This window comes from Maridesulfovibrio sp., from assembly GCF_963677005.1.
GTDB lineage: Bacteria > Desulfobacterota > Desulfovibrionia > Desulfovibrionales > Desulfovibrionaceae > Maridesulfovibrio.
This window is the reverse complement of sequence record NZ_OY781616.1, coordinates 813,832-836,565: the sequence shown is the minus strand read 5'-3', so window position 1 is coordinate 836,565 and position 22,734 is coordinate 813,832. Positions and strand designations below refer to the sequence as shown.

The window sequence follows — 22,734 nt, the reverse complement described above, 5'->3', positions numbered from 1 at the left end:
GACTTTCCAAAAGATATCCCGGAAGAACTCCGGATAACGCTTCCCCTTCCCGGGAAGAGGATAAGACTGCCTGAAAGCAGTCTTATCCTGTAGAAGACCATTTCCTCAGCATGGCTCGCATGTCAAGGAAAAAACAGGATTTACAATGGACAGGTCGCTTTTTAAAGGGGCATTACGGACCCGGAATAAACGGTATGTTTTTCTCCGTCAGCCTCAACAACCAGTCCGCCGTCAGAACGCAGGCCGCAGATTACGCCCTTTTCAAGCCCGTCCGGGCCGTCAACAATTCGGACTTCCTCACCGAACCAGACCAACTGGTCAGCAAGTTCGTAGATAAAATTTTCAGCGTGCTGTGAAGAGACGATGGAATCAAACTGACTGCGGAAATACTTGATCATTTCGATCCAGGTCTCAAGAGGACCAAGCTGCATTTCCTCGGTATTGATTTTACCGGCCGGGACAGCATGATCAGGTCGCAGCAGTTCGCGTTCCGGGGCGTAAGTAAGGTTAAGGCCGATCCCGACCATAACCGTTCCACCGCGTTCCTCAATAAGAATTCCGCCGACCTTCGTTCCATCAATAAGAATATCGTTCGGCCACTTGAGCTGAGTTTTCACTCCGATGTCATCAAGGGCCTTGCAGGTAAGATAGCCCACGATCAACGGCAGAATTCGATTCCAGACCGGCCGGGGTTCTCCAGGCTCACCCATGGGCAGTACAGGCCAGCGGACAGTTCCGTAGATATTGCCGGGAGGAGATATCCATTCCCTGCGAACCTGCCCGCGTCCGGTATTCTGTTCCATTGCTATTACGCTGCCCCATTCCGGAAGATCCTCCAGAGCGTTGAGCCTCCAGGCCACATCAAGAGCGGAAGCGCATGAGCCGCATACGGCAACAGGTATCCCGGTCCTGGAACCTGAAAGCCATGTGGAATAAGTCCTGTACTCGGCATCTTCCATATTCCAGGGACTGAAGTTCTCAATGTCTCGGGCCCACAGGGGGTGTCCCTGAAAAAGCAGTTCAGGAGAAGTCTTGGGCAGAGGACTGCCTTCTTTTCCGCTTATAATCGTAATTCTCGTAATCATGATTCATTATCCCGTGGCAGATGTTTAAAAAAACAGAGTTCGACAATTCAATAATACACGATTTTAAAAATTTATACAGCGGTATACATAATCAAATATCATTTCAAGCAGTAACGGTGTTATTCTCCCCCGGACTTGATCTCCCTGATCATCTCGATGAGTTCTTCTTCAACATCATCTATTTCGCTTTGATTAATGGCTTCTGATGATTTTGCGTCTTTCATTATCGCTGCGGCAATTTTCTTGGAAATGGACATCAATATCCGTTTTTTGGCATCATCCTCAGCTACGGCCAACAAAATACCCAGTTTATAGTATCCCAACCGCTTAAAGACTTCTTTGAGGGTTCCGATATCCACAAAGACAATATCTTCGATACCTTCCAGCTCGTCGATGGTCTTGCGTTTGCGCTTGGCTTCCTTGAAATAACGGTCTCCCTTTTTCTCGGCCCACTTGGATGAAGCATCCTTGTGCAGTACGCAGATATCTTCCGGGAACTCACCTACCCCGACCTTCTTGTAGATCATTTCCGGATTCGACTCGACCATCTCCGCAAAATCATCAATATCCATATAATCGGCGAGGCTGACTTTCCCGCCGAATTTATTGATATCTCCGGAAATATTCTCGGCAACGACCAGAAAATTGTCCGGATCGGTAATGCTCACGTAAGGATGGGTGGCAACCTTGGTCATATGAATCATATTGAAACCGGTTGCAGTTTTCACAAACCGGTCTATCTCGGATTTGGGCATGTTTGTTATGTCCAGCAGTTCCTTGCAGAACTCTTCGTAACTGATGCCCAGCGGCCGGACATCCGGCGGACTGGTTTCCACAATACGGTTCTTAAGATGCAGCAGACGGCAGAATGTCATCCAGGAGTTATCACTTCTGTTTTCGGAAACAGTTCTGTTTGAACTCGCAAGTCTCGAAGCCAGAATTCTTGTCAGATGAAAAACCGTGGGATGACTTTTCTTGAGCAGAAGAAGAAGCAGCTTGGCGGTAAGAACCATCACCGTACATTCAGATGAAGCCTCGGCCCCGGCAACTCTGGGAGCCTTGGAGATGATAGCCATTTCACCGAATATTTCACCGGGCCCCAAGGTGGCCAGCACGCTTTGCTTGCCGTTTATATTCTTGATTATATTGACTGTTCCGGACTGAATCATGAAAGCGAGATTGCCTTTATCCCCTTCCCTGAAAATGACGTCCCCCTTGTTGTATGTCTTGGTCATAGGTTTCTGGGGACTCATTTCCTTTCTCCTCTGCGCAAGTCTGTCCATAACGTCATCCTAGCTGGCACCTTTGAGTTTTCTAACAGAATCAAGCAGTTCATCACAACATTCAAGAACTTCCGGATCGGACATGGAGCGATCCCTGGGAGGTTCGCTGAGAAGAATTGTAGCCATTTTACGTCCGATATTGCGCTTGATCTTTTCCTTGTTCTGGGCATCTCCGGCAGAAAACAAAACAGAAATCTTGTAAAAATCCAGTCCCTTCAAAGCTTCTGCAAGGGTGGCATTGTCTATGTAGATAAGGTCGTCCACATTTTCCAGATCCTCAAGGGCCTTACGCGGTCGCTTGAATTTCTTGAAGAAATTTTCATCCTTATCCTTGCTCCACTCAACGGCCTTTTCGCGATTGAAAAAGAGCAGGGTTTCCGGCATCTCTTCCTTGATGACTTTCTTATAAATCAATTCCGGCTGGGTTCCGGTTTTCTGGGCAAAATCTGAAAAGGTCATATAATTCATACGGTACTCGACATTGGCACCTATTTCTTTCATCTGCTTGTAAAGTCCATGCAGCGACGTCATGAACTGATTGATATCCGCAATCTGAATATACCTGTCCAGAAATGCCCCCTTGTCACCCTTCTTTGGTGTTTTCAAATCAATCAACCTCAACTTGTAAACATTTTCAAGAAAGGCATCGATCTCAAGGGTTGAAAACATGGTCAATCCCTTAACCGTTTCGGTAAAGGATTTCACGGACAGCCCCAAAGCGTAATTTTCAATCTTGGCCTGCTGTTTTTTGGGCGTGTAAGCGTATTCCTTGTAGGCAAGGTTCAGCATGGTGGCGAGGGAGATGAACGAATCGCTCTGCTGGGAACCGGAAGATTTGCCATCGGTAGCCACTACCCGCTTGGCCAGCAGCTCGACAATTTTCTTTACTGTTCCGGGTGAAGAATTAAGAAGCTTGTTCATCATTTCTTCGGTAAGCACTACAAGCTCACAGAAACTTGATGCCTCGGCATAGGCCGTCCGTTTCTGGTCCGTAAGCAAAGCCATTTCCCCGAAGATATCTCCCCTGCGCAAAGTGGCGAGAACTGTTTTCTTGTTCTCCAGCTTACGGAAAATATCCACTGTTCCCGCCTTGATCATGTAGGCGACCTTGCTTTCCTGCCCTTCCGCAAAAATGAGTTTGCCTTTGTGAAAAGTGCGAATACTGGGTGAAGTTCTTGGAATCATAACTACTTTTTGTATTTATTGATTTTTTGAAATTGCTTGAAAGACCTTACACATTTCTGCGGGCTTTGACAAAAGAAACAGCCTTGCGCACCACCAGAGGAAAAATGCCCAAAAGAACGAACGCGGCGATGAGTCCGGGCTGAACTATCCCGGAGAGGGAATCTATTTTTCCCAGTTCCTTGCCCGCATTCACGTAAACCATGGTTCCTGGCAACATACCGACCTGAGATACCCAATAAAATGTTCTGAGCCTCATTGAGGTCAAGCCCATGACCAGATTGATTACCACAAAGGGAATTGCCGGAATAAGCCGCATGCAGAACAGGTAGAATGCTCCTTCCTCAGCAATGCCACGGTTCACTCTTTCCAGCCTGTCGCCGAATTTCCTCTGCACATATTCCCTGAAAAGATAACGTGAAAAAAAACAGGCGATAAGAGCACCTAGAGAACTGGCAAAAGAAATTATAACCACACCGGCCCAAAATCCGAAAAGCGCCCCTGCCGCCAGCCCGAGAACTGTTGCCCCCGGCAGACTCAGCCCTACAACAATCACGTAGAGCACAAAAAAGCCCAGCACGGTAGGTGCGGGGTTTTCAGCATAAAACAATTGAAAGTCCTGCCTGGAACTTTTCAGGTATTCCAAGGTGAAAATTCTATCCAGATCAAAATAGAAAAAAAGTGCAACCACCACCCCGATAAGGACCAAGAGCAATATTTTATTTTTCATTGCGTTCAAGATATCATTAACGGTAAATATAGCAAGAGCGGAGCTTAGCATTATTACTGAATAAACCCTAAAGAAACAACATGGTAACTTCCCGTAAAAAAATAAAAATAATGATTGTCGGTGGAACCGTCAGAGACATGCTCATAGGCAGGGTCCCCAAAGATATGGACATGCTCATCGCTTCAGGATCAGCTAAGGATTTCATGGCTGAATTTCCAGAAGCCCGACCTGTGGGAAAATCACATGAGATTTTTTTTCTGAAAGGGCTGGAGTTTTCTCTTCCCAGAAAAACAGGCAGAAATATTGAGGAAACGGTTGATCTGGATCTGGGCGCGAGGGACTTTACCGTAAACAGCATGGCCCTTGACGAAAACGGAGAACTGTATACCCACCCTAATGCTCTCGAAGATCTCATGAACAGGAAACTTCGTCCCGGCTTCCGGGAGAGTTTCAGGGACGACCCGCTAAGGGTATTCCGGGCAGCGACCTTTCTTGCCCGATTTCCGGAGTTTTCAGCTCATGCGGAATTACTGCACGGCATGGCGGAAGCGGCTAAATCCGGCTGGATAAAAAATATTGCCCCGGACCGCGTGGGCGTTGAGTTGCGCAAAGGACTCGGAGGGGCAAAACCGGGCAACTTTCTGCGGCTGCTGATAAAAACCGGCTGTCTAGCATACTGGTTCCCGGAGCTTGAAAAAGCGGACAGCATACCTGCCGGGCCCGAACAATACCACGATAAATCAGTCGCCGGACACACCGCAGAAATCATGGACCTGACTGCCGGAAATCCGCTGACCTGCTGGATGGCCATGTGTCATGACCTCGGTAAGATGCTGACCCCGGCGGAACATCTACCTTCCCACCACGGACACGACAAGGCAGGGGCATCTCCGGCGGTTGAACTGGGAAAAAGACTGCTGCTGCCGACCAGATTCATCCGGGCCGGAGAAACAGCCGCACAACTGCATATGAAAGCCGGGAACTACCGGGAACTGCGCCCCGGAACACGGGTGGATCTGCTGATGAAGCTGCATGTAAGCGGCCTGCTTGAAAACATGTGCGAGCTGTGCCGGGCAGACCGGAACGCGGATGTATTGGCATCCGCCCGCGATGATCTGGCAGAGATACTCAAGGTATCCCTGCCGCTCAAAGACAGAAATCTGGGAGAAAAATCAGGCGAAAAACTTCGCACCCTGAGAGCGTCCAGGCTCAAAAGCCTGACCAGAGGGCGCAACTGGCAGAATCTACTCAAATAGATATTTGTAATCCTGCGCAATCCTGTCCGTAAGATTCATGAGCCCCGCCGCCCTGCTCTCCACATTTGCCGGAGCCACGAGTCCCAATTCTTCGGAAAGATAAAAAGGGACTACATCCTGACTTTCCGCAAAAGTCCAGACAACTGCGTAAACCGATCCTATTTCAGGACGTTCGCTGAACTCACTGCGCGAAACAACCTTTACGTGCACGGCCTTGGCATTTTTATCAGCCAGCTTGAACAAAACCGATTTCCTAAAGTTCTCCTTTAACTTCAAGGCAAGAGTCCCGCCAAGCTCGTCATTGCCCGAGTGCTCTACTAAGACCGGGACCCCGGCCTCTTTTGCCGCCGGCTCGGATGCGGCAACTTCAGGCTTTGCCTTGGCTTCCGGGGCACTCTTCTTATCCTGAGCGTAAACGGCAGAGACCGCGCAGAGCACCAAAACCAGCACAAAAAAGATTCTAACGGATTTTTTCATCACAACGCCCTACCTCAGTTCGGATTTCAATTCTTTGATCAGAGCCTTTACCCGCACTTTGTCTTTTGCATAATTCTCGGAACAGAACTCGGAAATATAGGATGAAATTTCCTTTCTTCCGGGAAGGTCCGGGAATTCCGGGAAATCTATGTCCTTGATCGCAATCAGGGTGAAAGCCATCTCATCATCTATGTCTTTGCACTGCGGGCCTACGCACCCTGCAATATTCTCCTTTCTCATCCCCTCGGGATCAAGGGACTTGGTAAAATTAAGCACGTCCGAAGCAGTAACATTTCTGTTCACCTTCTCAATCTTCAAGTTGATTTCATCCGCCATACGGAAAAAATCCTCGCGATTGGAACTGCGAACCTTGCGCCCTGTTCCATCGTCCTTGAAAGATCCGTGCATGTATTCGGCCACCCGTTCCGCAACCATTTCATACGCTATGGTAAACCATTTTACATACTCCCCCTTCGAGGTGAGCGACATGGCCGGACCAGTCATCAGCGCTGCGCATTCAACGCCTGCCGGATAATGGAAAACCTCACGGTTGATCCCGGCGGACAGCCAGAAATCATCGAAGCCCGAACGGCCGAGGCAGACCTTTTCCAGCAGCACGCAGGCCCTGTAGACCCTGTACAACTTTGTGTGGAGCCGTTCGGAGACATCATGAAAATATTCCAGAGCCTTATCCACATCTACACGTGCTCCGAAATATGATTCCGCCATATCGTTCAGCACTTCATCCGTCAAAGCGTCGGAAAATTCTTTAAAATCTGCCATAATATTTCCTGAAATCATCAGATAAAAAATTATTTACTGAAAAATATTTGTTTTATCCCGCCGTGTAACGTACTTCCCGCAAAAAAACAGAAGCAGGTTCAGGGGATTAATTCGTCAATTGAGCTTGAGAGTGCCATATAATTGAATTATATGCTATGGGCACAAGTATCATCGGAAAACAGAACTACAACGATAACTCAAACATTACGATGCGTTAAACCACCTGCTCATTTAACCGTACTTTTTGAGGACAATCCAGAAGTTTCCGCCGGTGATTGTCACAAAATTCAACTGTAGACATATCGGAGGGAGTATGCTGCTCAACGAACATCTTAGTAAGACGCTGCTCAAAGAGGCTGCCGGGCTTCCGGTTCCCACGGGAGTGAAAATCACCATCGATGACCTGCCCGGTCTGGAACCATACTTCCCGTTGCCGTGGATACTCAAGGCGCAGGTTCCCGTAGGAGGAAGAGGCAAGGCCGGAGGAATCCGGAAAGTGGATACCAGAGAGGAATATGAAAAAGCAGCCCGCCAGATTCTGGAAATGGAGATCAAAGGCAACAAGGTCCCCTTTCTGCGAGCCGAACCTGCAATCGATATCCGCAAGGAGTTCTACCTCTCCCTGACTCTTTCCCGCCAGCGCCGCAAAGTAATCATGACCGTCGGACGCGAAGGCGGCATGGAAATAGAAAACATGGGCCCGGAAAACCTGCTCATACAGGAAATCAGCCTGCCCGGAGGTTTGCAGCCGAACCAGATACGCGCCGCCTTTTTTCACATCGGCCTTGCCAAAGAACTTTTCGTGGATTTCAGCACCATTGTACGCAATCTGTACAGAACCATGATTGATTACGGGCTGCTGCTGGCGGAAATAAACCCCCTGGCCCTTACCGGATACGGCAAGCTCCTTGCCCTGGACGGTAAAATAGAAATGGACGACAACATCGTCGACCTCAATCCCGCCTATGAAAAATACTATCAGCCGGAGCACTCCACCCCGGTTGAAAACATAGCCCGCGATGCAGGCATGAGCTTTGTTTCCCTCAAAGGCTGGGTCGGTCTCATTGCCAACGGCGCCGGTCTGGCCATGGCCTCCATGGACGCCCTCAACTTTTCCGGCCTTCCGGCGGCCAACTTTCTCGACCTTGGAGGTGCTGCCGACCAGAAACGGATTGAAACCGCCCTGCGGCTTCTTTTCGATGACAGGCAGGTAAAAGCCATCCTGATCAACCTTTTCGGGGGTATCCTTTCCTGCGAACTCGTCGCCCGTGCCCTAGTGGCCGCCCTTGGAGGCAAGGAACCGGAAAAGCCCATTGTGGTCCGCATGTCCGGCAACAGCGCGGAAGAAGGCCTTGCGGTACTCAAGGAAATCAAGGGCAACAGTCTTTACAGAGCCAGAAACATGCAGGAAGCCCTCGACATGCTGGCCTCCCTTAAGCCCGAAAACGCGCCGAAAATAGAATTTCCGGCCCCCATTGCCGCCACCCCGGACTTCAAACCCGCAGATGTCGGTTACAAATCACCGCACACCTTCGGTATAAACAAGGATACGCCAATTCTGGTGCAGGGCATAACAGGACAGGAAGGCAGGCTGCACACCAGACTCATGCTTGAATACGGATCAAACATAGTAGCCGGCGTAACGCCCTTCAAAGGCGGGCAGGAAGTCCTCGGTGTACCGGTCTACAACAGCATCAAGGAAGCTCAGCTGCATCATGAAATAGGAGCCAGCATAATTTTCGTTCCCCCAAAACTGGCCACGGATGCCATTCTGGAAGCAACTTCATGCGAAATTCCATGGGTGGTCTGCATAACCGAAGGAATAGTCCAGTCGGCCATGCTCAATGTGCTGGAGCAGGTCAAAGGCGGCAAATCGCGCATAATCGGGCCCAACACTCCGGGGCTCATAGTTCCGGGGCAGACCAAGATAGGCATTCTGCCCACCACTCCCTTTTCGCCCGGACCGGTTGCCGTGCTCTCCCGCTCCGGAACGCTGACCTATGAAGTAGCCGATCGGCTCAATCAGGTAGGCATCGGACAATCGCTTTCCATCGGCATCGGCGGAGACTCCTACATCGGAACCACCTTTGCCGACATATTCGAAATGCTGCGCAACCACGATGAAACCAAGGCCGTCATGGTTCTCGGCGAAATCGGCGGAACAGCGGAACAGGATCTGGCCGATTACGTTATCGAAACAGGGTTTGACAAACCCGTACTTTCCTTTATTGCTGGTCAGACGGCGCCTCCGGGCAAACGTCTGGGCCATGCGGGGGCAATCCTCAAGGAAGGAACCGGGGTTCAAGGCAAGCTCGAAAAAATGCGCAAGGCCGGATTTACCGTCTGCCCAAGCCTGGAATCCATACCACAGCTCACTGCAGACGCACTCGGACTCAAACTACGTGAATAAAAACATATGCTTCTTCAACAGCAATAAAGCCTGGGGCGGCGGGGAAAAATGGAATCATCATTTTTCCCTGCTGCTGCGGGACAAAGGATACAAAGTCTTTGTGGTAACCAACAACCGCTCGGAATTGTATCAAAGACTGCAGAACGAACCCGGAATAACACTTCACAGTGAACGCATCGGCAATCTATCCTTTCTCAATCCGTTCCTGATGCAGCGCCTGAAATCATTTTTCCGTGAAAACCGCATTGAAACCCTGATAACCGCCCTGCCATCCGACCTCAAAAGCGGCGGCTTCGCCGCAAAAAGAGCCGGAGTCAAGCGGATCATCTATCGCCGCGGAATAGCCGTTCCGGTAAAAAACAGCGCCCTTAACCGCTACGTATTTTCCAACATTGCAGACCGGCTTATCGTGAACTCCCTTGAAACAAAAAGGACAGTCCTGGCCAACAATCCCGACCTGATTGACGAGGCAAAAATCCGCCTGATCTACAACGGATTCGATGTATCCGAATTCGATTCCCAACCTTTTGAACAGCTATATACACCGCTTGAAAATGAAATAGTGATAGGAAATGCGGCCCGGCTTACAGCGCAGAAAGGACAGAAATATCTCCTTGAAGCCGCAAAAATTCTCAAAGAAAAGAACCTTAATTTCAAAATCCTGATTGCCGGAAAAGGTGAAATGGAAGGTGAATTAAAAGATTACGCCGCAAAACTGGGCGTGAGCAATGTCGTAAAATTTCTCGGTTTCGTGGAAAACATGAAATCATTTCACGCTTCACAGCATATTTTCTGCCTGCCATCTCTCTGGGAAGGATTCGGCTATGCCCTTGTAGAAGCCATGACCCTGCGAAAACCAATAGTCGGATTCAACATAAGCTCCAATCCCGAAGTTGTAAGCGACAACAAAACCGGCATTCTCGTGCCTCCAAAAGACTCCGAAAAACTGGCCGTCGCGCTGGAAAAACTTATACTGAATGCTGAATTGAGAACGGAAATGGGCACAAACGGAAGAAAAAAAGTGCTCGAAAATTTCAATACACCACTGGTTCTCGGTAAACTCATCGATGTTATAGAAGAATAATTTCTAGCGACAGTCCCTTCGGGGAGCCTACCGGCGGTCCCTCCGGGGGCCAGAGAAACTTTTGCAAAAGTTTCTCTGGACTCTTCAAAACCTTTCAATAAGGCTTCGCCGCTTTCTAACATTATAATTTTAAACAGGTTAATTTTTCTGGTTTATGAGGTTCAAATAAATTTTCAGCCTCAAAATTCCCTATCAAGCAGCAGGTGGGAAAAATAGCCTGTCACAAAGGCAAGATAATAGGGCAACAATGTGGGAAAATCCTGCCCGTAGACGTAATATGGAAGAACAAGCATAGGCATGGGTACTATCAGCATGGCCCACCATGTATGTGTCCAGCCTCTATGAGCGCTTATACCGGGCAGCATGGCAAGAATGCCTAAATATGCCGCCCACTTAAATTCCTTGAAATAGATAAGGGCCAGGGAGAGGACCAGCATTCCGGAATAAAAAAGCCGCTTCCCTTTGGAATCAGTATCGATATCCGGGAAAAGCGCCCCGAGAATGCAGAGCACCAGCAGAACGGCGACCTGTTGCGGATCAATTACATACATACCGATATTAACCAGAATCAGCAGCACCAATATACCGGCCACAATTGATCCGGAAACATGAACCTTATATCCGGGCATTACTATAACTCACTATTTTATAAAGATATTAACTCTAAATATTTTCTAAACTTCCGCCTTTCCATATATTTGAATGCAGAAATTTTGTCCATCATGGAAAAGGCTCCCCTCTCCTGAACAAATTCGTAATTTTGGCTACACCAGCCTGTAGTTCTCAGGCTCATTAAGACTTCAACGCTCCAATAAAAAACGAATTTGGCCATCCCCCAAAACATCTTCCCAACAAAAATACGTTTGTTAACGACGACCCACCGCGAAGCGAAATTAAAAGGTTTTGAAAAAGGGGAGTCCAGAGGGGAAAAAACTTTTGCAAAAGTTTTTTCCCCTCTGGACGCCGGAGGCAACCAACAAAAAAAGCGCCTTCCCGTGGGAAGACGCTTTTGAAAAAAACAATGCGAACAAAAAACTACATGGATTCGCCGGAATCGAGTTCTTCAATCTGGCGGTCGATTTCCTTCTGAAGTTTTTCAGGCAGTCCCATGATGTCGACATTGAGAAAGCCGCGGACGATGGTGGAAGTTGCTTCATCCTCGTCCATACCGCGAGCCATGAGATATTCGATTTCTTCCTGGGCAATCTTGCCGACTGCTGCTTCGTGGGAGAGCTCGACACCTTCGACGGTTCCTTCAAGTTCAGGGATGGCGTGAATGCGCCCTCCTCCGAGGATGAGACCTTTGCATTCGATATGACCGCGGGCGGGAACCTGATTACCCTGAATATGACCACGGGCGATGATTGTTCCGCCGGTGGTGATTGTTCTGGAGATTACTTCACCTTTGGTGTTGGGCGCGTTCTGAATGATGCGCGTTCCGGTATCGAGAAGCGAACCTTCGGGCGCGACCAGAACGGAATTGAATCTGGCAACGGCGCCTTCACCGTTAAGGAAAATCGTGGGGTAGGACTGCAGGTCCTTGACCCTTTTGAGCAGCACGTAGTTGTTAAGCAGCACGCCGCCCTCTTCTACGATACCCACGGTACGGGGACGAACGGTAACGTTTTCACCCCAGTTGTGAACCATGGTAAAGGTCAGCTTGCCGCCCTTTTTAACGTAGAATTCGGAAAGACCGAAATGCGCACCGGTAAATTTATCATGCGCGGCAGCGCATCCGGTGATGATGTGCAGTTCGGAATCCTCTTCCACAACAACTATGTTGTGAATGTTCTGGCCGGACTGTTCGGCTTTGAGGAAAAGGCAGGACTGAACCGGGCGCTCAATTTTGGCACCCTTTTTGGTGCGGACAAAATAACCGCCGTGCAGCTTTTCGGCTGCGGCACGGGTAAATTCGTCCTTGTCCTTGTCAATGAGCTTGAAATAGTAATCGGGAAGGCCATCATATTTTTCAAGAGCCTTCTTGATGTCCATGACTTCGACATCCTTGTCGGGAGAGCCGCAATGAACATTTGAGTGGTCAACCTGCAGAAAGGTTCCGCTTGTATCTTCGGTATCGACATCAATACCTGCCATGAGCAGCTGTTCCTTGTCCTCTGTGGAAATAGTGCGCAGATCGGCTATTTCCGAATGCTCCAGACCTTCAAATTTATATTGGCTGAGATCAACTTTATTCATGATTTTCCTCCGTGGATTAAACAGCTAGTGCAGGCACCTTACACATTCCTGGTATCCGTACTTGCGGATGTGTTCCAGAATATCGCGGGGTCTGGCTTCACAGCAGAGATGTCCGTTGTAGAGAACCTGTCCACGGTCTGCGTTGATATAGTCGAGTATGTGGCCGGTATGGGTGATGATAAGACCACAGGTCTTGGATACGCGCTCTTTCTGTTCCTTCATGCTGAGATCAAGGTCGGGCTTGATTTCACCATCAAGGAGAGTACGCACCATCTTGCCGATCAGATGCATATTTTCAAGGTCGACACCGGATTCCGGTTCATCGAAAAGCAGCAGCCCGGGATTCTGAGCCATAAGCTGCAAGAGCTCGGAACGCTTGATTTCACCGCCGGAGAAACCGGAGTTGATGTCGCGATCCAGAAAATCAGTCATGTTCACACGCTCGGCCAGCCTGTCTACATCGACATTGGAACCGTTGCCGCACATTTTCACCAGATGTCTGGTCTTGAGTCCGTGAATGGTAGGAGGACGCTGGAAAGACATGCCGATACCGAGACGGGCGCGTTCGTATATGGGAGCGTAAGTGATATCTTCACCCTTGAAGGTGATCTTACCGCCGGTAACCGTATAATTGCTGAATCCCATCAGGGTCATGAGCAGAGAGGTCTTTCCGGAACCGTTGGGGCCGAAGAGAATGAAGGTTTCGCCTTCCTTTATATGCAGATCGAGGCCCTTGATAACCTCTTTGTCGCCGATATTGACGTGCAGGTCTTCTATCTTAAGCATTGAAATTCCTCACTTTATAAGCGAAAAGACAAAAATGGAGTTATTTGGTCGAAATAAGTACGCCTTGAAGAGCTAATAAAAATCACTTTTCAAGTCCAGAATAAATGGTGATTAATTCAACAAAATCCGACAAAAGGCGTATGCGATTACAAACAGGTCTATCAGTAGTCAATGCTGGAACAGGGCTTGACATATTCATCTTTTACTGGTTCTAGCCGGGTCTTGTTCCGAAGCTACGACGTTATGTAAAAATGGTAACGAGACGGAAAAAGTCAAGCCTTGAAAGCTGAAAACCGCATTTAATCAAGCACAAAGATTTACTTCACCGGGTTTTATGACTAATTTAGCAGTTCACTTCAGGAGATAAAGATATGGCCCGCAAAAAAATGAAATCCCTATCGGACCTCAAGGGAATAAAATTCAAAGATAATGAGGCGAAAGACCCCAAAATGCCCAAAGCGGTGAAAAAAGTGCTGGAGGCGATGAAAAAGAAGCCTGAACCGGTAGTCGAGGAAAAAAAAGAGGAAGTTGACGACGATCAGGCTTTCATGGACGCAATGTCCGGGGTTACAAGGCTGGATAAATCAACGGTTGCCCTGCAGAAACCGAAACCGGAACCGGCCCTGCTCAACATAGATGAAGACGACGGAAAAGAATACTTAAGCAGCCTTGTTGCCGGAACCATTGAATTCGAAATAGAATATTCGGACGAATACATGTTCGGTTTTGTACGCGGAACCGATTCCAAAATCTTTCAGAAACTGAAAAACGGCGCGTTCAGCTACGAAGCACACATAGATCTGCACGGCATGAATTCTGAACAGGCACTGGACAGCCTGCTGTTTTTCATCCGTGAATCTTTTCTGCAAAGCAAAAGATGCGTTCTGGTGGTTACAGGACGCGGCAAGAATTCCCCCGGAGGTCAATCCATCCTCAAGCGCGAAGTACAGGACTGGCTCACCCGGGAACCGTTCCGCAGAGTTGTGCTCGCCTTCAGCACCGCACAACCCAAGGATGGAGGAACCGGAGCCATATATGTTCTGCTGCGTAAACAGAAAAAAGTCCGGGGCAAGGTTGCATGGGACAAAGGGACCAACTGGGGCAAGGACTTCTAGTGGAAAATCATCCTGACAACAATGAGGTCAGGCTGGCCTTCGGTCTTCCTTTCCACAGCATGGATTTCAACGATCTGATGCTGACAATCGGAAAACTCCCGGACCAGAACCGATGCCGCATGTTCTTCACTGTTTCACGCCCCTGGCTCATGGCTTATGCCGGAAATCCCCTGCTCTGCCCGTCCGGGGCCGACCTCATTCTGGCGGCAGATTCCAACCTTGCCGGAATGCTCGCCCAGGTAGGCGTGAAAATAAAAATGCCCCTTGAATATTTCGAATTCCCGGAACAGATCGCACGTATCTGCGCCCATTACGGATTCAGCATGCTGCATGTATCCGACACGGCCCTTAAAACGGATATTCTGGTCAGCGACGGTTACGTACCCCTTTCATGGGAATTATTCACCAATTTCAGGACATCCGGCAAACTTGATCAGGCCGATGCGGAATCAATCACCGCCAGCGCCAGAGACCTGAACCCGGATATAATACTCCTCTGCGCTCCGCCGGAAAGTCTTGGGCTCTACGCCGCCTCGATTTTTAATAATCTGAAAAAAGGCATTATGATATGCGTGCCTCAGGATACGGACCGGAACAGATTTCTTGAAAAAATGGAATACATCCTCACCCCGTCACTGCTGATCCGTGAAGAACAGAATTTTATCGCCAAACTTGAGCAAACAACTACTCTCCCTCTACCTTCATCCATACTCGCTGATTCCAGCCAGCCGAACATCATAAAAATATCCGGAATACTGGACAGCAGCAACAGCGAAGACCTGATCCAGGCCGTGAAACCGGCACTTGAGCAACACAGCTCGGCAGTACTTGATTTCAGCGAGACAACAGCCCTTTCCAGACAGGGACTGGAAAGCATTTATTCCGCCCTGAGGCTGGCTGCCGAAACGGGTTCAAGCCTTGAGGCACAGGCTGTACCTGAACAGATACAAAACACGCTGCACCGGGCCGGGCTCGCACATTTCATGGAAGGGATTCCCGGAATTCTGTCAGAAACATAATTGATGCGCTTCGCGCTTTTGATAAACGGGTTTCGCCCCCGGCGGCCTCGCGGGGCGCCCTGCCGGGAGCCTTAAACCCTTTGAAAAGGGTTTAAGAATCCTAAACTTTTTTAATAAGGCTTCGCCGCGCATCATGACTAAACGTCATATAATAAAAATGAACATTTCAATACTTAACTAATTGTTTTAAAAATTTAGAGTAGACTGCAGACTTGTAGTTGAGGCAATATATTACTAACAGTTTATTTCTAATATCCCCTCTCCGTTAAGTCTTCGACAAAAGACAGAAATAATCTCACTCCAAAATAAAACAAGCCCCAGTCAGTAATATACCGGCTGGGGCTTTCGCTATTCTTGCAACTGTGCCTTACAACGATGCGAAGCACCGTTAAAAAGTTTTTGAAGAGTCCAGAGAAACTTTTTTCCAAAAAGTTTCTTTGGCCCCCGGAGGGCCGTCGGAGACAATCTTCCTGATCAATCTCGGGTAACAAGCACTATGCGCGGCTTGCTGCCGTCCTGAGGACCGAGAATGCCGTCCTGTTCCATCTGCTCTATGTAGCGGGCTGCGCGGTTGAATCCGATGCGGAATCTTCTTTGAAGCAGTGAAATGGATGCTTTGCCCTGCTCCATAACAAACTGGACGGCCTCGTTGTAGACGCTGTCTTCGGAATCACCGGAGAAATCACTTCCTCCTCCTGAGGAACTTGATGAATCTTTCCAGTCGGTAAAATCAAGTTCGAAATCCTGCGGATACTTGGTCTTCCAGAAATTAACCACTTCCTTGATCTCTTCATCTTCAACCAGGGCGCCGTGGAGCCTGCGCAACTGGCCTCCGCTGGGCTTGAAAAGCATATCACCGCGACCGAGCAGCTTTTCGGAACCGATGGTATCCAGAATAGTGCGCGAGTCGTGCTTGGACGTTACCTGAAAGGAAATACGGGTCGGGAAGTTGGCTTTGATCAGACCGGTTACAACATCGACCGAGGGACGCTGGGTAGCGATGATAAGATGAATCCCCGCTGCACGTGCCAACTGCGCAAGGCGGACAATGCTCTGTTCCACGTCCTTGCCTGCGGTGAGCATAAGGTCTGCCAACTCGTCCACAATGATGACGAGAAACGGCATGGGCTCCAGATCTTCAAGATCTTCGGGCAGGGAACCGTCCATTTTGGCAAGCTTGGTGTTGTAGCTTGCTATGTTACGTGCTCCTAAGCGGGCCATGTTGTCATAGCGTTTGTCCATCTCGTAAACGGCCCATTCCAGAGCACTTTTCGCCAGAGACATGTCTGTGACCACGGGATGAACAAGATGCGGAAGACTGGCGTAAACAGCCAGTTCAATGCGCTTCGGGTCTATAAGAAGGAGCTTGAGTTCTTCGGGACCTGCCTTGTAAAGCATGCTCATCAGCAGGCCGTTGAGGCAGACGCTTTTACCTGCTCCGGTTGCACCGGCCACGAGAAGGTGGGGCATTTTTGCAAGGTCGGCGGAAACAGGAACACCCTGAATATCCTTGCCCAACGCCATGGTCAGCACGGATTTGGACTCGGTGAAACAACTGTGCTCGAAAATTTCACGCAGATAAACGATCTGGCGCTTGTCGTTGGGAATTTCTATGCCCACGGTATCCTTGCCGGGGATAGGAGCTTCAATCCTGACGGACACGGCCTTAAGGGCCATGGCAATATCGTCTGTAAGGTTGGCGATCTTGCTGACTTTGATTCCCGGCGCGGGACGAAATTCAAACATGGTGACAACGGGCCCCGGCGTTACCTGCTGAATTTCACCTTCAATGTTGAAATCATTGAGACAGGCCTTGAGGCTCTCCGTCTTGACTTCCAGCACTTTGGGATCAAACTGAATTCCTGCAACCGAAGGCTCGGCCAGCATATCGAGAGGCGGAAAATCCGTGCTCGTATCAATTTTTTTGGCTTTGGGCTTCGGTTTTTGTGCGGGCTTCTCTTTTTTAGCCGGTCCTTCCTCAAAAGGCTTCAGGAGAATGACTGTCTCATCCTCTTCGGCAATTTCGGAACCTTTTTCCTCTTCAACTTCGGCCTTCCTGGAGGCCTTGGCTTTGCGTTTTTCAGCTTTCTTGATAGCCCGCTCGGCCTGCATGCGCTTGGATTTTCTTTCGATGCGTTCCCGGTTTTTGCACCAGCAATCAATAAAGATGGAGCGCAGTTTCTTGCCGATTGCGGCCCAGCTTAGATTTGCGGTGAGCTGAATACCGGCAAGTGTGGCGAAAAGCCAGAAGAGGAACGCCCCTACCGGCTTTAGGTATTTAAAAGACCATTTTGAAAGGATTGCGCCGACAAAACCACCGGCATGGATGGCCAGCGCTTTCTGATACTGCGCAAGCCATGGATGCGATGCCCAGGCCAGTACGCATACGTAGAGCAGTCCCAGTCCCAGCCAGCGCCACCATGGTTGTTTCAGGGAAGTAAAAAAAGATGTGACACCGAGAAAAAGCACATAGAACGGAATAACCCAGGACCCCATCCCCAGCAGATCGACCAGCAGTCCGGCGGTATAAGACCCGGCCGGACCGATCAGGTTCCTGACCTTCCATCCGGGGCTGACAGCCTGATTGAGTGTAGGGTCTCCCGGATGAAACGAGTACATGCTGATAAAAAGAAAAACGGCCAAAAAAATCCAGAACATGCCGGAAATCTCTTTTGCGAACTTTTCGCCGGGCAGTGTCTCATCCTCCGTTTGATGCCTCAAGGTACAGGCGGTAAATATGTTCCGGGGGGCAGATTGCCCCCCGGACTTCATGCTAAAAACGAATTATTTTTCACGGCTTAGATACTCGCCGGAACGGGTATCAACCTTGATTTTATCTTCTTCGTTGATGAAAAGCGGAACGTTGATAACCAGTCCGGTTTCCAGAGTGGCAGGTTTGGTGGCGTTGCTCACGCGGTCACCCTGAACACCGGGATCAGTCTGAGCTACGGTCAGAACAACGGAAGCAGGCAGTTCCATGCCGATTACTTCACCGTTGTAAAGAAGAGCCTTGTTTGTTTCCCCTTCTTTCAGAAAACCTCCGGCTGTTCCGATAACATCTGAAGACACGTGCATCTGTTCGTAGGATTCCAGATCCATGAGGACAAAAGCATCACCATCTTTATAGAGATACTGCATATCCTTGCTGGCCATATCGGGTTTTTCCACTTTTTCACCGGAGCGAAAGGTCTGGTCTACAACGCGCCCGTTGAGCATATTTTTGAGCTTGGTCCGTACAAAGGCGCCGCCTTTGCCGGGCTTGAAGTGCTGAAACTCAACGATTTCATAGGGTTTGCCATCGATTTCGACCTTAAGTCCGTTTCTGAAGTCTTTAGTGGATATCATTTTTCCTCCGGTAAAATTATATTGCAGGGCCGTGTAGGCCGCCAGCGAGAATGCCCCGCTGCCTTCAATCAAGGTTGCGACAGCTGTTGCAATTGAAGTTCATGCGCCTGCCGCCATATCCGGCAGATAACAGGCCTGATATTCAGGATATTCCGGTCAACTTTACAATCAGTTCCCGGCAGTATGTGCGAACAGTGCTTGAACGGCCAAGGCATAGCTCATAATTCCGAATCCGGCAATTACTCCAATGCACTGTTTCCCCATAAAACTTTTCTGCCGAACAGGATCTTCTGTCCGGGCCCATATGTTGCTGATATGAACTTCCACACAGGGAACACCTATCCAGGCCAGACAGTCGGCTAAGGCAAGGCTGGTATGGGTATATGCGCCGGCATTGAAAGCAACCCCGTCTATACCGTCCTCGCGGGCCTTCTCCAGCCTGTCGATGAGGGCGCCTTCGGAGTTGGACTGGAAAAACTCCAGACGGATCTCCCCGGCCTTCTCTCCCATCAGCTTTTTCAAATGTTCGGGAATATCCTCTATTTTGTCGGAGCCGTAAATCTCCGGCTGTCTTTTTCCCACATACCCGAGATTCGGTCCGTTTAAAATCAGAAAGGTTTTCATCATTACACCGTTATTTTTCAGGTTGACCGGAACAATTTCTTGAAACAACATGAAACTTGACTGGCTTTGATAAATAAGTGATCAGTCTTCGCTGCACCTAATAAATCAAAAATCAAGGATTGTTCCTTATGAATAATACACTGAAGTTAATTAAAACCGTATACGAGATCAATCAGCTTGAAGAAATGCCCGCTCCGCAGATAATTCTGGCAGGACGCTCCAATGTCGGCAAATCCTCACTCATCAATGCTCTCGCAGGCCAGAAAAAACTGGCCAAAATAAGTTCCACTCCGGGAAAAACCAGAAGCCTGAACTATTACGAAGTAGTGCCCCACGGCTATTATATAGTGGACCTGCCCGGTTACGGCTATGCCCGCTGCTCCAAGTCCGAAAGAGCAAAATGGGGACAGCTCATCGACAGATACCTGCAGGGCAATCACTACATAACTGCAGCCGCAGTGCTGCTGGACAGCCGACTATCCCCGCAGAAAAACGACCTTGAAATGATATCCTATTTCAAGCACTCCAACATACCGGTTCTACCCATAATGACCAAATCGGATAAAACCAAGCAGAAAGACCGGGTGAAAATACAGCTCCAGTGGCAGGATATCCTTAAGGTAAAACCGCTGTGCACTTCAAGTAAAAGCGGAATGAACCGCACAAAACTGTGGGCCATGCTTGATGCTACAGCCATGCCTGAACTTGCGGAAACAGAAGATGCCCTAATTCAGGACGGCGAAGAGTAATTATACGAAAAGTTATAATTCAGCGAACTGTTTAAACTTACCCCAATTAAACAACCCGGGATTCCAAAGGGTCGCGGACCCTTTGGCCACCGGAGGCGAAACCGAATCGTCAAAAAAAGCAAAGCGCATCAAATTCCATCTTCCAGCGTTCTACACCCCATGACCCTATATCCCCGGCAGGGAAAGCTCTAATTTCCTCTGAACCGAGTTATATACTTCCCGGCCGATTCCGGCACCAGCACCCAGGCAATACGGGCCAGAGCCAGAACACTGATCAGGATATTGCCCAGCCATGCGGCAACCATGGGCGGCAGCACGCCCGAATCCCCGGCTGACGCCCCGACCATGAAAAGTGCGTAATAGGCAAAAGTCAGAGCCAGCCCCAGACCGATATTCAGATAGATATTCTCCGTGACGGTGACCAGCGCCAGCGAAACAAGGGCCATGGTCAGCAGGGAAAATGCATAGGCCCACTTGGAATGCCAGGCGGTAACCAGCCGGTCCACATTTGAGCCGGACTTTTCCAACTGCGAGATAACCTTGTTCAACTGCCATAGCGGTAGCTGCGCAGGGTCTATGCCGGGATCAACGACCTTGAATACTTCCAGATTCAGCTTGATCGGTATGGTGAAGATCGGATGCCTGTGCGATGCAAATCGGTCGGGGCTCAATTCAACGGCATTTTCAAGCTTCCAGCCGTACTTATCGCTGACTTCGGCACTGTCCGAGGTGATCACCCTGATAATCCCGCTGTTGTCATCGGCAAACTCATACATGGTTATGTCCTTGGCCCTGTTGGCAAAAGGCATAACCTCCCCTGCTTCAATGACGTAGCGCCCCTCTTTCAGCCAGATATTGTGCAATACCCGGCGGTCCAACTGGCTTTTACGCACATCCTCCTTCCATATCCTGAAGGCTTCCTGTTCACCGTATACACCGATCACCTGTGAAAAAAGCATCTGCCCCAGTGACCAGATGATCGCGTAGACCACGAAAAACCGGAAAAACCAGGCCAGAGACAGCCCGCCGGTGCGCAGGGCCAGAAGCTCCTTGCTGCGGGCCATTACGCATAGCTGCACGGTCATGGAGATCAGGAATACCGCAGGCAGAATCTGTGAAAAAATCAACGGCATTTTCACGATGAAATAGCGCAGGATGGTCCCGGCTCCGAGTCCGGCTTCAATAAAATCGTCCAGACGGTCAAAGAGATCGGAAAGCAGGTAGATGCCGGTCCCGACTCCCAGTGTCACGCACATGAGGAACAGATTCTGTTTCAATACATACGCGGACAGGTGCCCCGGCAGGAGTCTGCGAATCATGCCGCCCTCCTGCGCAATTTCTTCAGAATGCCGAGCCTGAAACTGAAAGAATGTTCCTTTACAGCCATTCTGAGCAGGACAACCGAAATAATGGCAAAAGACAGGTTCGGCAGCCACAACCCTACAACAGGGGTAAGCAGGCCGCTTTCACCGAAAGTGACTCCAAGAGACAGCATGGTGTAGTACACGAGGAAAAGTCCCATGGAGATAAGCAGCCCGTACTGCTGCTTCAATCCGCGAAAGATACAGGCTATGGGCATGGCGAACATTCCAAGCACCAGACAGGCCACCGGCAGAGCTATCCTTTTCTGAATCTCCACCAGCACCTTCCGGAAGAATGTCGGATCGATTTCTCCTGCCCTATCCCCGGCTCTGCTGATGCGCACAAGTTTCTCCCAGGACATTTCCTTGGGACGCAGTTCATCAACACTGTACCCTTTGAGGATGTTGGCCAGCGGAATGCGCACATCGTAATTCTTGAATTTAAGGACGCTCAATTGTTCCTTTTCCTGCTGATAAATACGGCCGTTTTCAAGATGGATGAGCAGACGCCCTTGAGAGGGATCGGTGAGAATCTCACCGACAGGAGCAACGATGGTGGCTGTCATGCCTTTTCTGGTACTGTCCCGCACAAAAACAGAACGCATCACCCCGTTCTCATCGTCCACTTTGTCCGCATAAAAAACCAGCCCCGGGAAATCCGTATTGAAAACTCCGGGCTTCAGGGCCAACTGGCTCTGGGTTCTGGCGAATTCCATAAGGGCGCTGCGAAAATTTTCCGTTCCCCAGGAAAGACCGTACATGGAGAAAAAAATATCCGCCCCCGTGCACAGCAGGCAAAAGATAAGCGGAGCAGGCAGAAGCCTGTAAAGGCTGAGTCCGCCGGATTTGAGTGCGGTTATTTCATTATCTGCATTCATCCTGAGAAATGTGAGAAAAATTGAAAGCATGGTGGCAATCGGCGTAAGGATGAGCAGAAAAAAAGGACAAAGATAGATGAAGAGTTTCGCCATTTCCATAATGCCGATACTCTGCCCCATGAAGAGATCCCTGAACTGCAGAAGTCTGCCGATAAGGATCAATCCCATAAAACCGCAGATGCTCAAGGTGAATATGGATATCAGTTCTTTAAAAATCTGTCTGTGAAGAAGCTTCAATTGGATTCCCGTAAAAATGAACAGCGGATAACATAAGGCGGACGACAATCAATCACAGCTGAAAACACGACTTCTGATGCGCTTCGCGCTTTTAACAGTCTGATTTCGCCGCCGGCGGCCAAAGGAGAGAATCC

General features: G+C 49.4%; 20 protein-coding genes. 6 read left to right on the top strand and 14 right to left on the bottom strand.

The window, feature by feature from the left end; all coding sequences use genetic code 11:
* Positions 1–161: 161 nt before the first annotated feature.
* From ACKU4E_RS03790 to ACKU4E_RS03775, 4 genes are all read right to left on the bottom strand, one after another.
* Positions 162–1,085: a biotin--[acetyl-CoA-carboxylase] ligase gene (locus ACKU4E_RS03790; RefSeq protein ID WP_320169759.1), complete on the bottom strand. Its 924-nt coding sequence runs from the start codon at positions 1,083–1,085 to the stop codon at positions 162–164.
* 119 nt (positions 1,086–1,204) lie between these two features.
* Positions 1,205–2,338 (bottom strand): cyclic nucleotide-binding domain-containing protein, encoded by a 1,134-nt coding sequence (locus tag ACKU4E_RS03785; protein ID WP_320169758.1) that lies wholly within the window; start codon positions 2,336–2,338, stop codon positions 1,205–1,207.
* A gap of 39 nt (positions 2,339–2,377) precedes the next feature.
* The gene (locus ACKU4E_RS03780; RefSeq protein ID WP_320169757.1) at positions 2,378–3,553 is read right to left on the bottom strand and encodes a cyclic nucleotide-binding domain-containing protein; all 1,176 of its coding nucleotides are present in this window, start codon (positions 3,551–3,553) and stop codon (positions 2,378–2,380) included.
* A 46-nt stretch (positions 3,554–3,599) separates the two neighbouring features.
* The gene (locus ACKU4E_RS03775; protein WP_320169756.1) at positions 3,600–4,280 is read right to left on the bottom strand and encodes a TVP38/TMEM64 family protein; all 681 of its coding nucleotides are present in this window, start codon (positions 4,278–4,280) and stop codon (positions 3,600–3,602) included.
* Positions 4,281–4,360: 80 nt separating this feature from the next.
* Here ACKU4E_RS03775 and ACKU4E_RS03770 point away from each other — a divergent pair, with 80 nt between their 5' ends.
* A complete protein-coding gene (locus ACKU4E_RS03770; RefSeq protein WP_320169755.1) occupies positions 4,361–5,536 on the top strand; it encodes a polynucleotide adenylyltransferase in 1,176 nt (391 codons plus the stop codon).
* On the opposite strand, the gene ACKU4E_RS03765 is transcribed toward ACKU4E_RS03770, so the two are convergent.
* Positions 5,525–6,013 carry a hypothetical protein gene (locus ACKU4E_RS03765; RefSeq protein ID WP_320169754.1) on the bottom strand — a complete coding sequence of 163 codons (489 nt, stop codon included), beginning with the start codon at positions 6,011–6,013 and terminating at the stop codon, positions 5,525–5,527. The two genes, ACKU4E_RS03770 and ACKU4E_RS03765, sit on opposite strands and share 12 nt — an antisense overlap.
* A gap of 9 nt (positions 6,014–6,022) precedes the next feature.
* Positions 6,023–6,796 (bottom strand): hypothetical protein, encoded by a 774-nt coding sequence (locus tag ACKU4E_RS03760; RefSeq protein ID WP_320169753.1) that lies wholly within the window; start codon positions 6,794–6,796, stop codon positions 6,023–6,025.
* A gap of 313 nt (positions 6,797–7,109) precedes the next feature.
* On the opposite strand from ACKU4E_RS03760, the gene sucD reads away from it, so the two are divergent.
* Both sucD and ACKU4E_RS03750 read left to right on the top strand, forming a co-directional pair.
* Entirely contained in the window at positions 7,110–9,206 is a 2,097-nt protein-coding gene (sucD, locus tag ACKU4E_RS03755) for a succinate--CoA ligase subunit alpha (protein WP_320169752.1), read from the top strand.
* Positions 9,199–10,290, top strand: coding sequence for a glycosyltransferase (locus ACKU4E_RS03750; protein ID WP_320169751.1), 1,092 nt, complete (start codon positions 9,199–9,201; stop codon positions 10,288–10,290). The genes sucD and ACKU4E_RS03750 overlap by 8 nt, the downstream gene beginning before the upstream one ends.
* A gap of 179 nt (positions 10,291–10,469) precedes the next feature.
* On the opposite strand, the gene ACKU4E_RS03745 is transcribed toward ACKU4E_RS03750, so the two are convergent.
* The 3 genes from ACKU4E_RS03745 to ACKU4E_RS03735 all read right to left on the bottom strand — a co-directional run bounded on the left by ACKU4E_RS03745 (position 10,470) and on the right by ACKU4E_RS03735 (position 13,272).
* Positions 10,470–10,919 carry a metal-dependent hydrolase gene (locus ACKU4E_RS03745; RefSeq protein ID WP_320169750.1) on the bottom strand — a complete coding sequence of 150 codons (450 nt, stop codon included), beginning with the start codon at positions 10,917–10,919 and terminating at the stop codon, positions 10,470–10,472.
* Positions 10,920–11,325: 406 nt separating this feature from the next.
* Positions 11,326–12,486, bottom strand: a complete 1,161-nt coding sequence (locus ACKU4E_RS03740) for a SufD family Fe-S cluster assembly protein (protein WP_320169749.1) — start codon at positions 12,484–12,486, stop codon at positions 11,326–11,328.
* A gap of 24 nt (positions 12,487–12,510) precedes the next feature.
* Complete coding sequence (locus ACKU4E_RS03735) at positions 12,511–13,272, bottom strand: ABC transporter ATP-binding protein (RefSeq protein WP_320169748.1); 762 nt, start codon at positions 13,270–13,272, stop codon at positions 12,511–12,513.
* 371 nt (positions 13,273–13,643) lie between these two features.
* On the opposite strand from ACKU4E_RS03735, the gene ACKU4E_RS03730 reads away from it, so the two are divergent.
* Both ACKU4E_RS03730 and ACKU4E_RS03725 read left to right on the top strand, forming a co-directional pair.
* On the top strand, positions 13,644–14,387 hold the full coding sequence (locus tag ACKU4E_RS03730) for a Smr/MutS family protein (RefSeq protein ID WP_320169747.1): 744 nt from the start codon (positions 13,644–13,646) through the stop codon (positions 14,385–14,387).
* Positions 14,387–15,406 carry an STAS domain-containing protein gene (locus ACKU4E_RS03725; protein ID WP_320169746.1) on the top strand — a complete coding sequence of 340 codons (1,020 nt, stop codon included), beginning with the start codon at positions 14,387–14,389 and terminating at the stop codon, positions 15,404–15,406. Before ACKU4E_RS03730 ends, ACKU4E_RS03725 begins: the two co-directional genes overlap by 1 nt.
* Positions 15,407–15,880: 474 nt before the next feature.
* Here the strand turns inward: ACKU4E_RS03725 and ACKU4E_RS03720 are convergent, their stop codons facing one another.
* The 3 genes from ACKU4E_RS03720 to ACKU4E_RS03710 form a co-directional block, all read right to left on the bottom strand.
* Positions 15,881–18,178, bottom strand: coding sequence for a DNA translocase FtsK 4TM domain-containing protein (locus tag ACKU4E_RS03720; RefSeq protein WP_320169745.1), 2,298 nt, complete (start codon positions 18,176–18,178; stop codon positions 15,881–15,883).
* Positions 18,179–18,190: 12 nt separating this feature from the next.
* Complete coding sequence (gene efp, locus ACKU4E_RS03715) at positions 18,191–18,751, bottom strand: elongation factor P (RefSeq protein ID WP_320169744.1); 561 nt, start codon at positions 18,749–18,751, stop codon at positions 18,191–18,193.
* Between the two features lie 168 nt (positions 18,752–18,919).
* A complete protein-coding gene (locus tag ACKU4E_RS03710) occupies positions 18,920–19,375 on the bottom strand; it encodes a type II 3-dehydroquinate dehydratase (RefSeq protein WP_320169743.1) in 456 nt (151 codons plus the stop codon).
* 128 nt (positions 19,376–19,503) lie between these two features.
* Here ACKU4E_RS03710 and yihA point away from each other — a divergent pair, with 128 nt between their 5' ends.
* Positions 19,504–20,124 carry a ribosome biogenesis GTP-binding protein YihA/YsxC gene (gene yihA / locus ACKU4E_RS03705; protein WP_320169742.1) on the top strand — a complete coding sequence of 207 codons (621 nt, stop codon included), beginning with the start codon at positions 19,504–19,506 and terminating at the stop codon, positions 20,122–20,124.
* A 188-nt stretch (positions 20,125–20,312) separates the two neighbouring features.
* On the opposite strand, the gene ACKU4E_RS03700 is transcribed toward yihA, so the two are convergent.
* Positions 20,313–21,443 (bottom strand): LptF/LptG family permease, encoded by a 1,131-nt coding sequence (locus tag ACKU4E_RS03700; protein WP_320169741.1) that lies wholly within the window; start codon positions 21,441–21,443, stop codon positions 20,313–20,315.
* Entirely contained in the window at positions 21,440–22,600 is a 1,161-nt protein-coding gene (gene lptF, locus ACKU4E_RS03695; RefSeq protein ID WP_320169740.1) for an LPS export ABC transporter permease LptF, read from the bottom strand. The genes ACKU4E_RS03700 and lptF overlap by 4 nt, the downstream gene beginning before the upstream one ends.
* Between the last annotated feature and the right edge of the window lie 134 nt (positions 22,601–22,734).

Coding starts and splice junctions, on each gene's coding strand:
- ACKU4E_RS03790 (WP_320169759.1), bottom strand. CDS start 1,085: ATGATTACGAGAATTACGATTATAAGCGGAAAAGAAGGCAGTCCTCTG.
- ACKU4E_RS03785 (WP_320169758.1), bottom strand. CDS start 2,338: ATGAGTCCCCAGAAACCTATGACCAAGACATACAACAAGGGGGACGTC.
- ACKU4E_RS03780 (WP_320169757.1), bottom strand. CDS start 3,553: ATGATTCCAAGAACTTCACCCAGTATTCGCACTTTTCACAAAGGCAAA.
- ACKU4E_RS03775 (WP_320169756.1), bottom strand. CDS start 4,280: ATGAAAAATAAAATATTGCTCTTGGTCCTTATCGGGGTGGTGGTTGCA.
- ACKU4E_RS03770 (WP_320169755.1), top strand. CDS start 4,361: ATGGTAACTTCCCGTAAAAAAATAAAAATAATGATTGTCGGTGGAACC.
- ACKU4E_RS03765 (WP_320169754.1), bottom strand. CDS start 6,013: ATGAAAAAATCCGTTAGAATCTTTTTTGTGCTGGTTTTGGTGCTCTGC.
- ACKU4E_RS03760 (WP_320169753.1), bottom strand. CDS start 6,796: ATGGCAGATTTTAAAGAATTTTCCGACGCTTTGACGGATGAAGTGCTG.
- sucD (WP_320169752.1), top strand. CDS start 7,110: ATGCTGCTCAACGAACATCTTAGTAAGACGCTGCTCAAAGAGGCTGCC.
- ACKU4E_RS03745 (WP_320169750.1), bottom strand. CDS start 10,919: ATGCCCGGATATAAGGTTCATGTTTCCGGATCAATTGTGGCCGGTATA.
- ACKU4E_RS03740 (WP_320169749.1), bottom strand. CDS start 12,486: ATGAATAAAGTTGATCTCAGCCAATATAAATTTGAAGGTCTGGAGCAT.
- ACKU4E_RS03735 (WP_320169748.1), bottom strand. CDS start 13,272: ATGCTTAAGATAGAAGACCTGCACGTCAATATCGGCGACAAAGAGGTT.
- ACKU4E_RS03730 (WP_320169747.1), top strand. CDS start 13,644: ATGGCCCGCAAAAAAATGAAATCCCTATCGGACCTCAAGGGAATAAAA.
- ACKU4E_RS03720 (WP_320169745.1), bottom strand. CDS start 18,178: ATGAAGTCCGGGGGGCAATCTGCCCCCCGGAACATATTTACCGCCTGT.
- efp (WP_320169744.1), bottom strand. CDS start 18,751: ATGATATCCACTAAAGACTTCAGAAACGGACTTAAGGTCGAAATCGAT.
- ACKU4E_RS03710 (WP_320169743.1), bottom strand. CDS start 19,375: ATGAAAACCTTTCTGATTTTAAACGGACCGAATCTCGGGTATGTGGGA.
- yihA (WP_320169742.1), top strand. CDS start 19,504: ATGAATAATACACTGAAGTTAATTAAAACCGTATACGAGATCAATCAG.
- ACKU4E_RS03700 (WP_320169741.1), bottom strand. CDS start 21,443: ATGATTCGCAGACTCCTGCCGGGGCACCTGTCCGCGTATGTATTGAAA.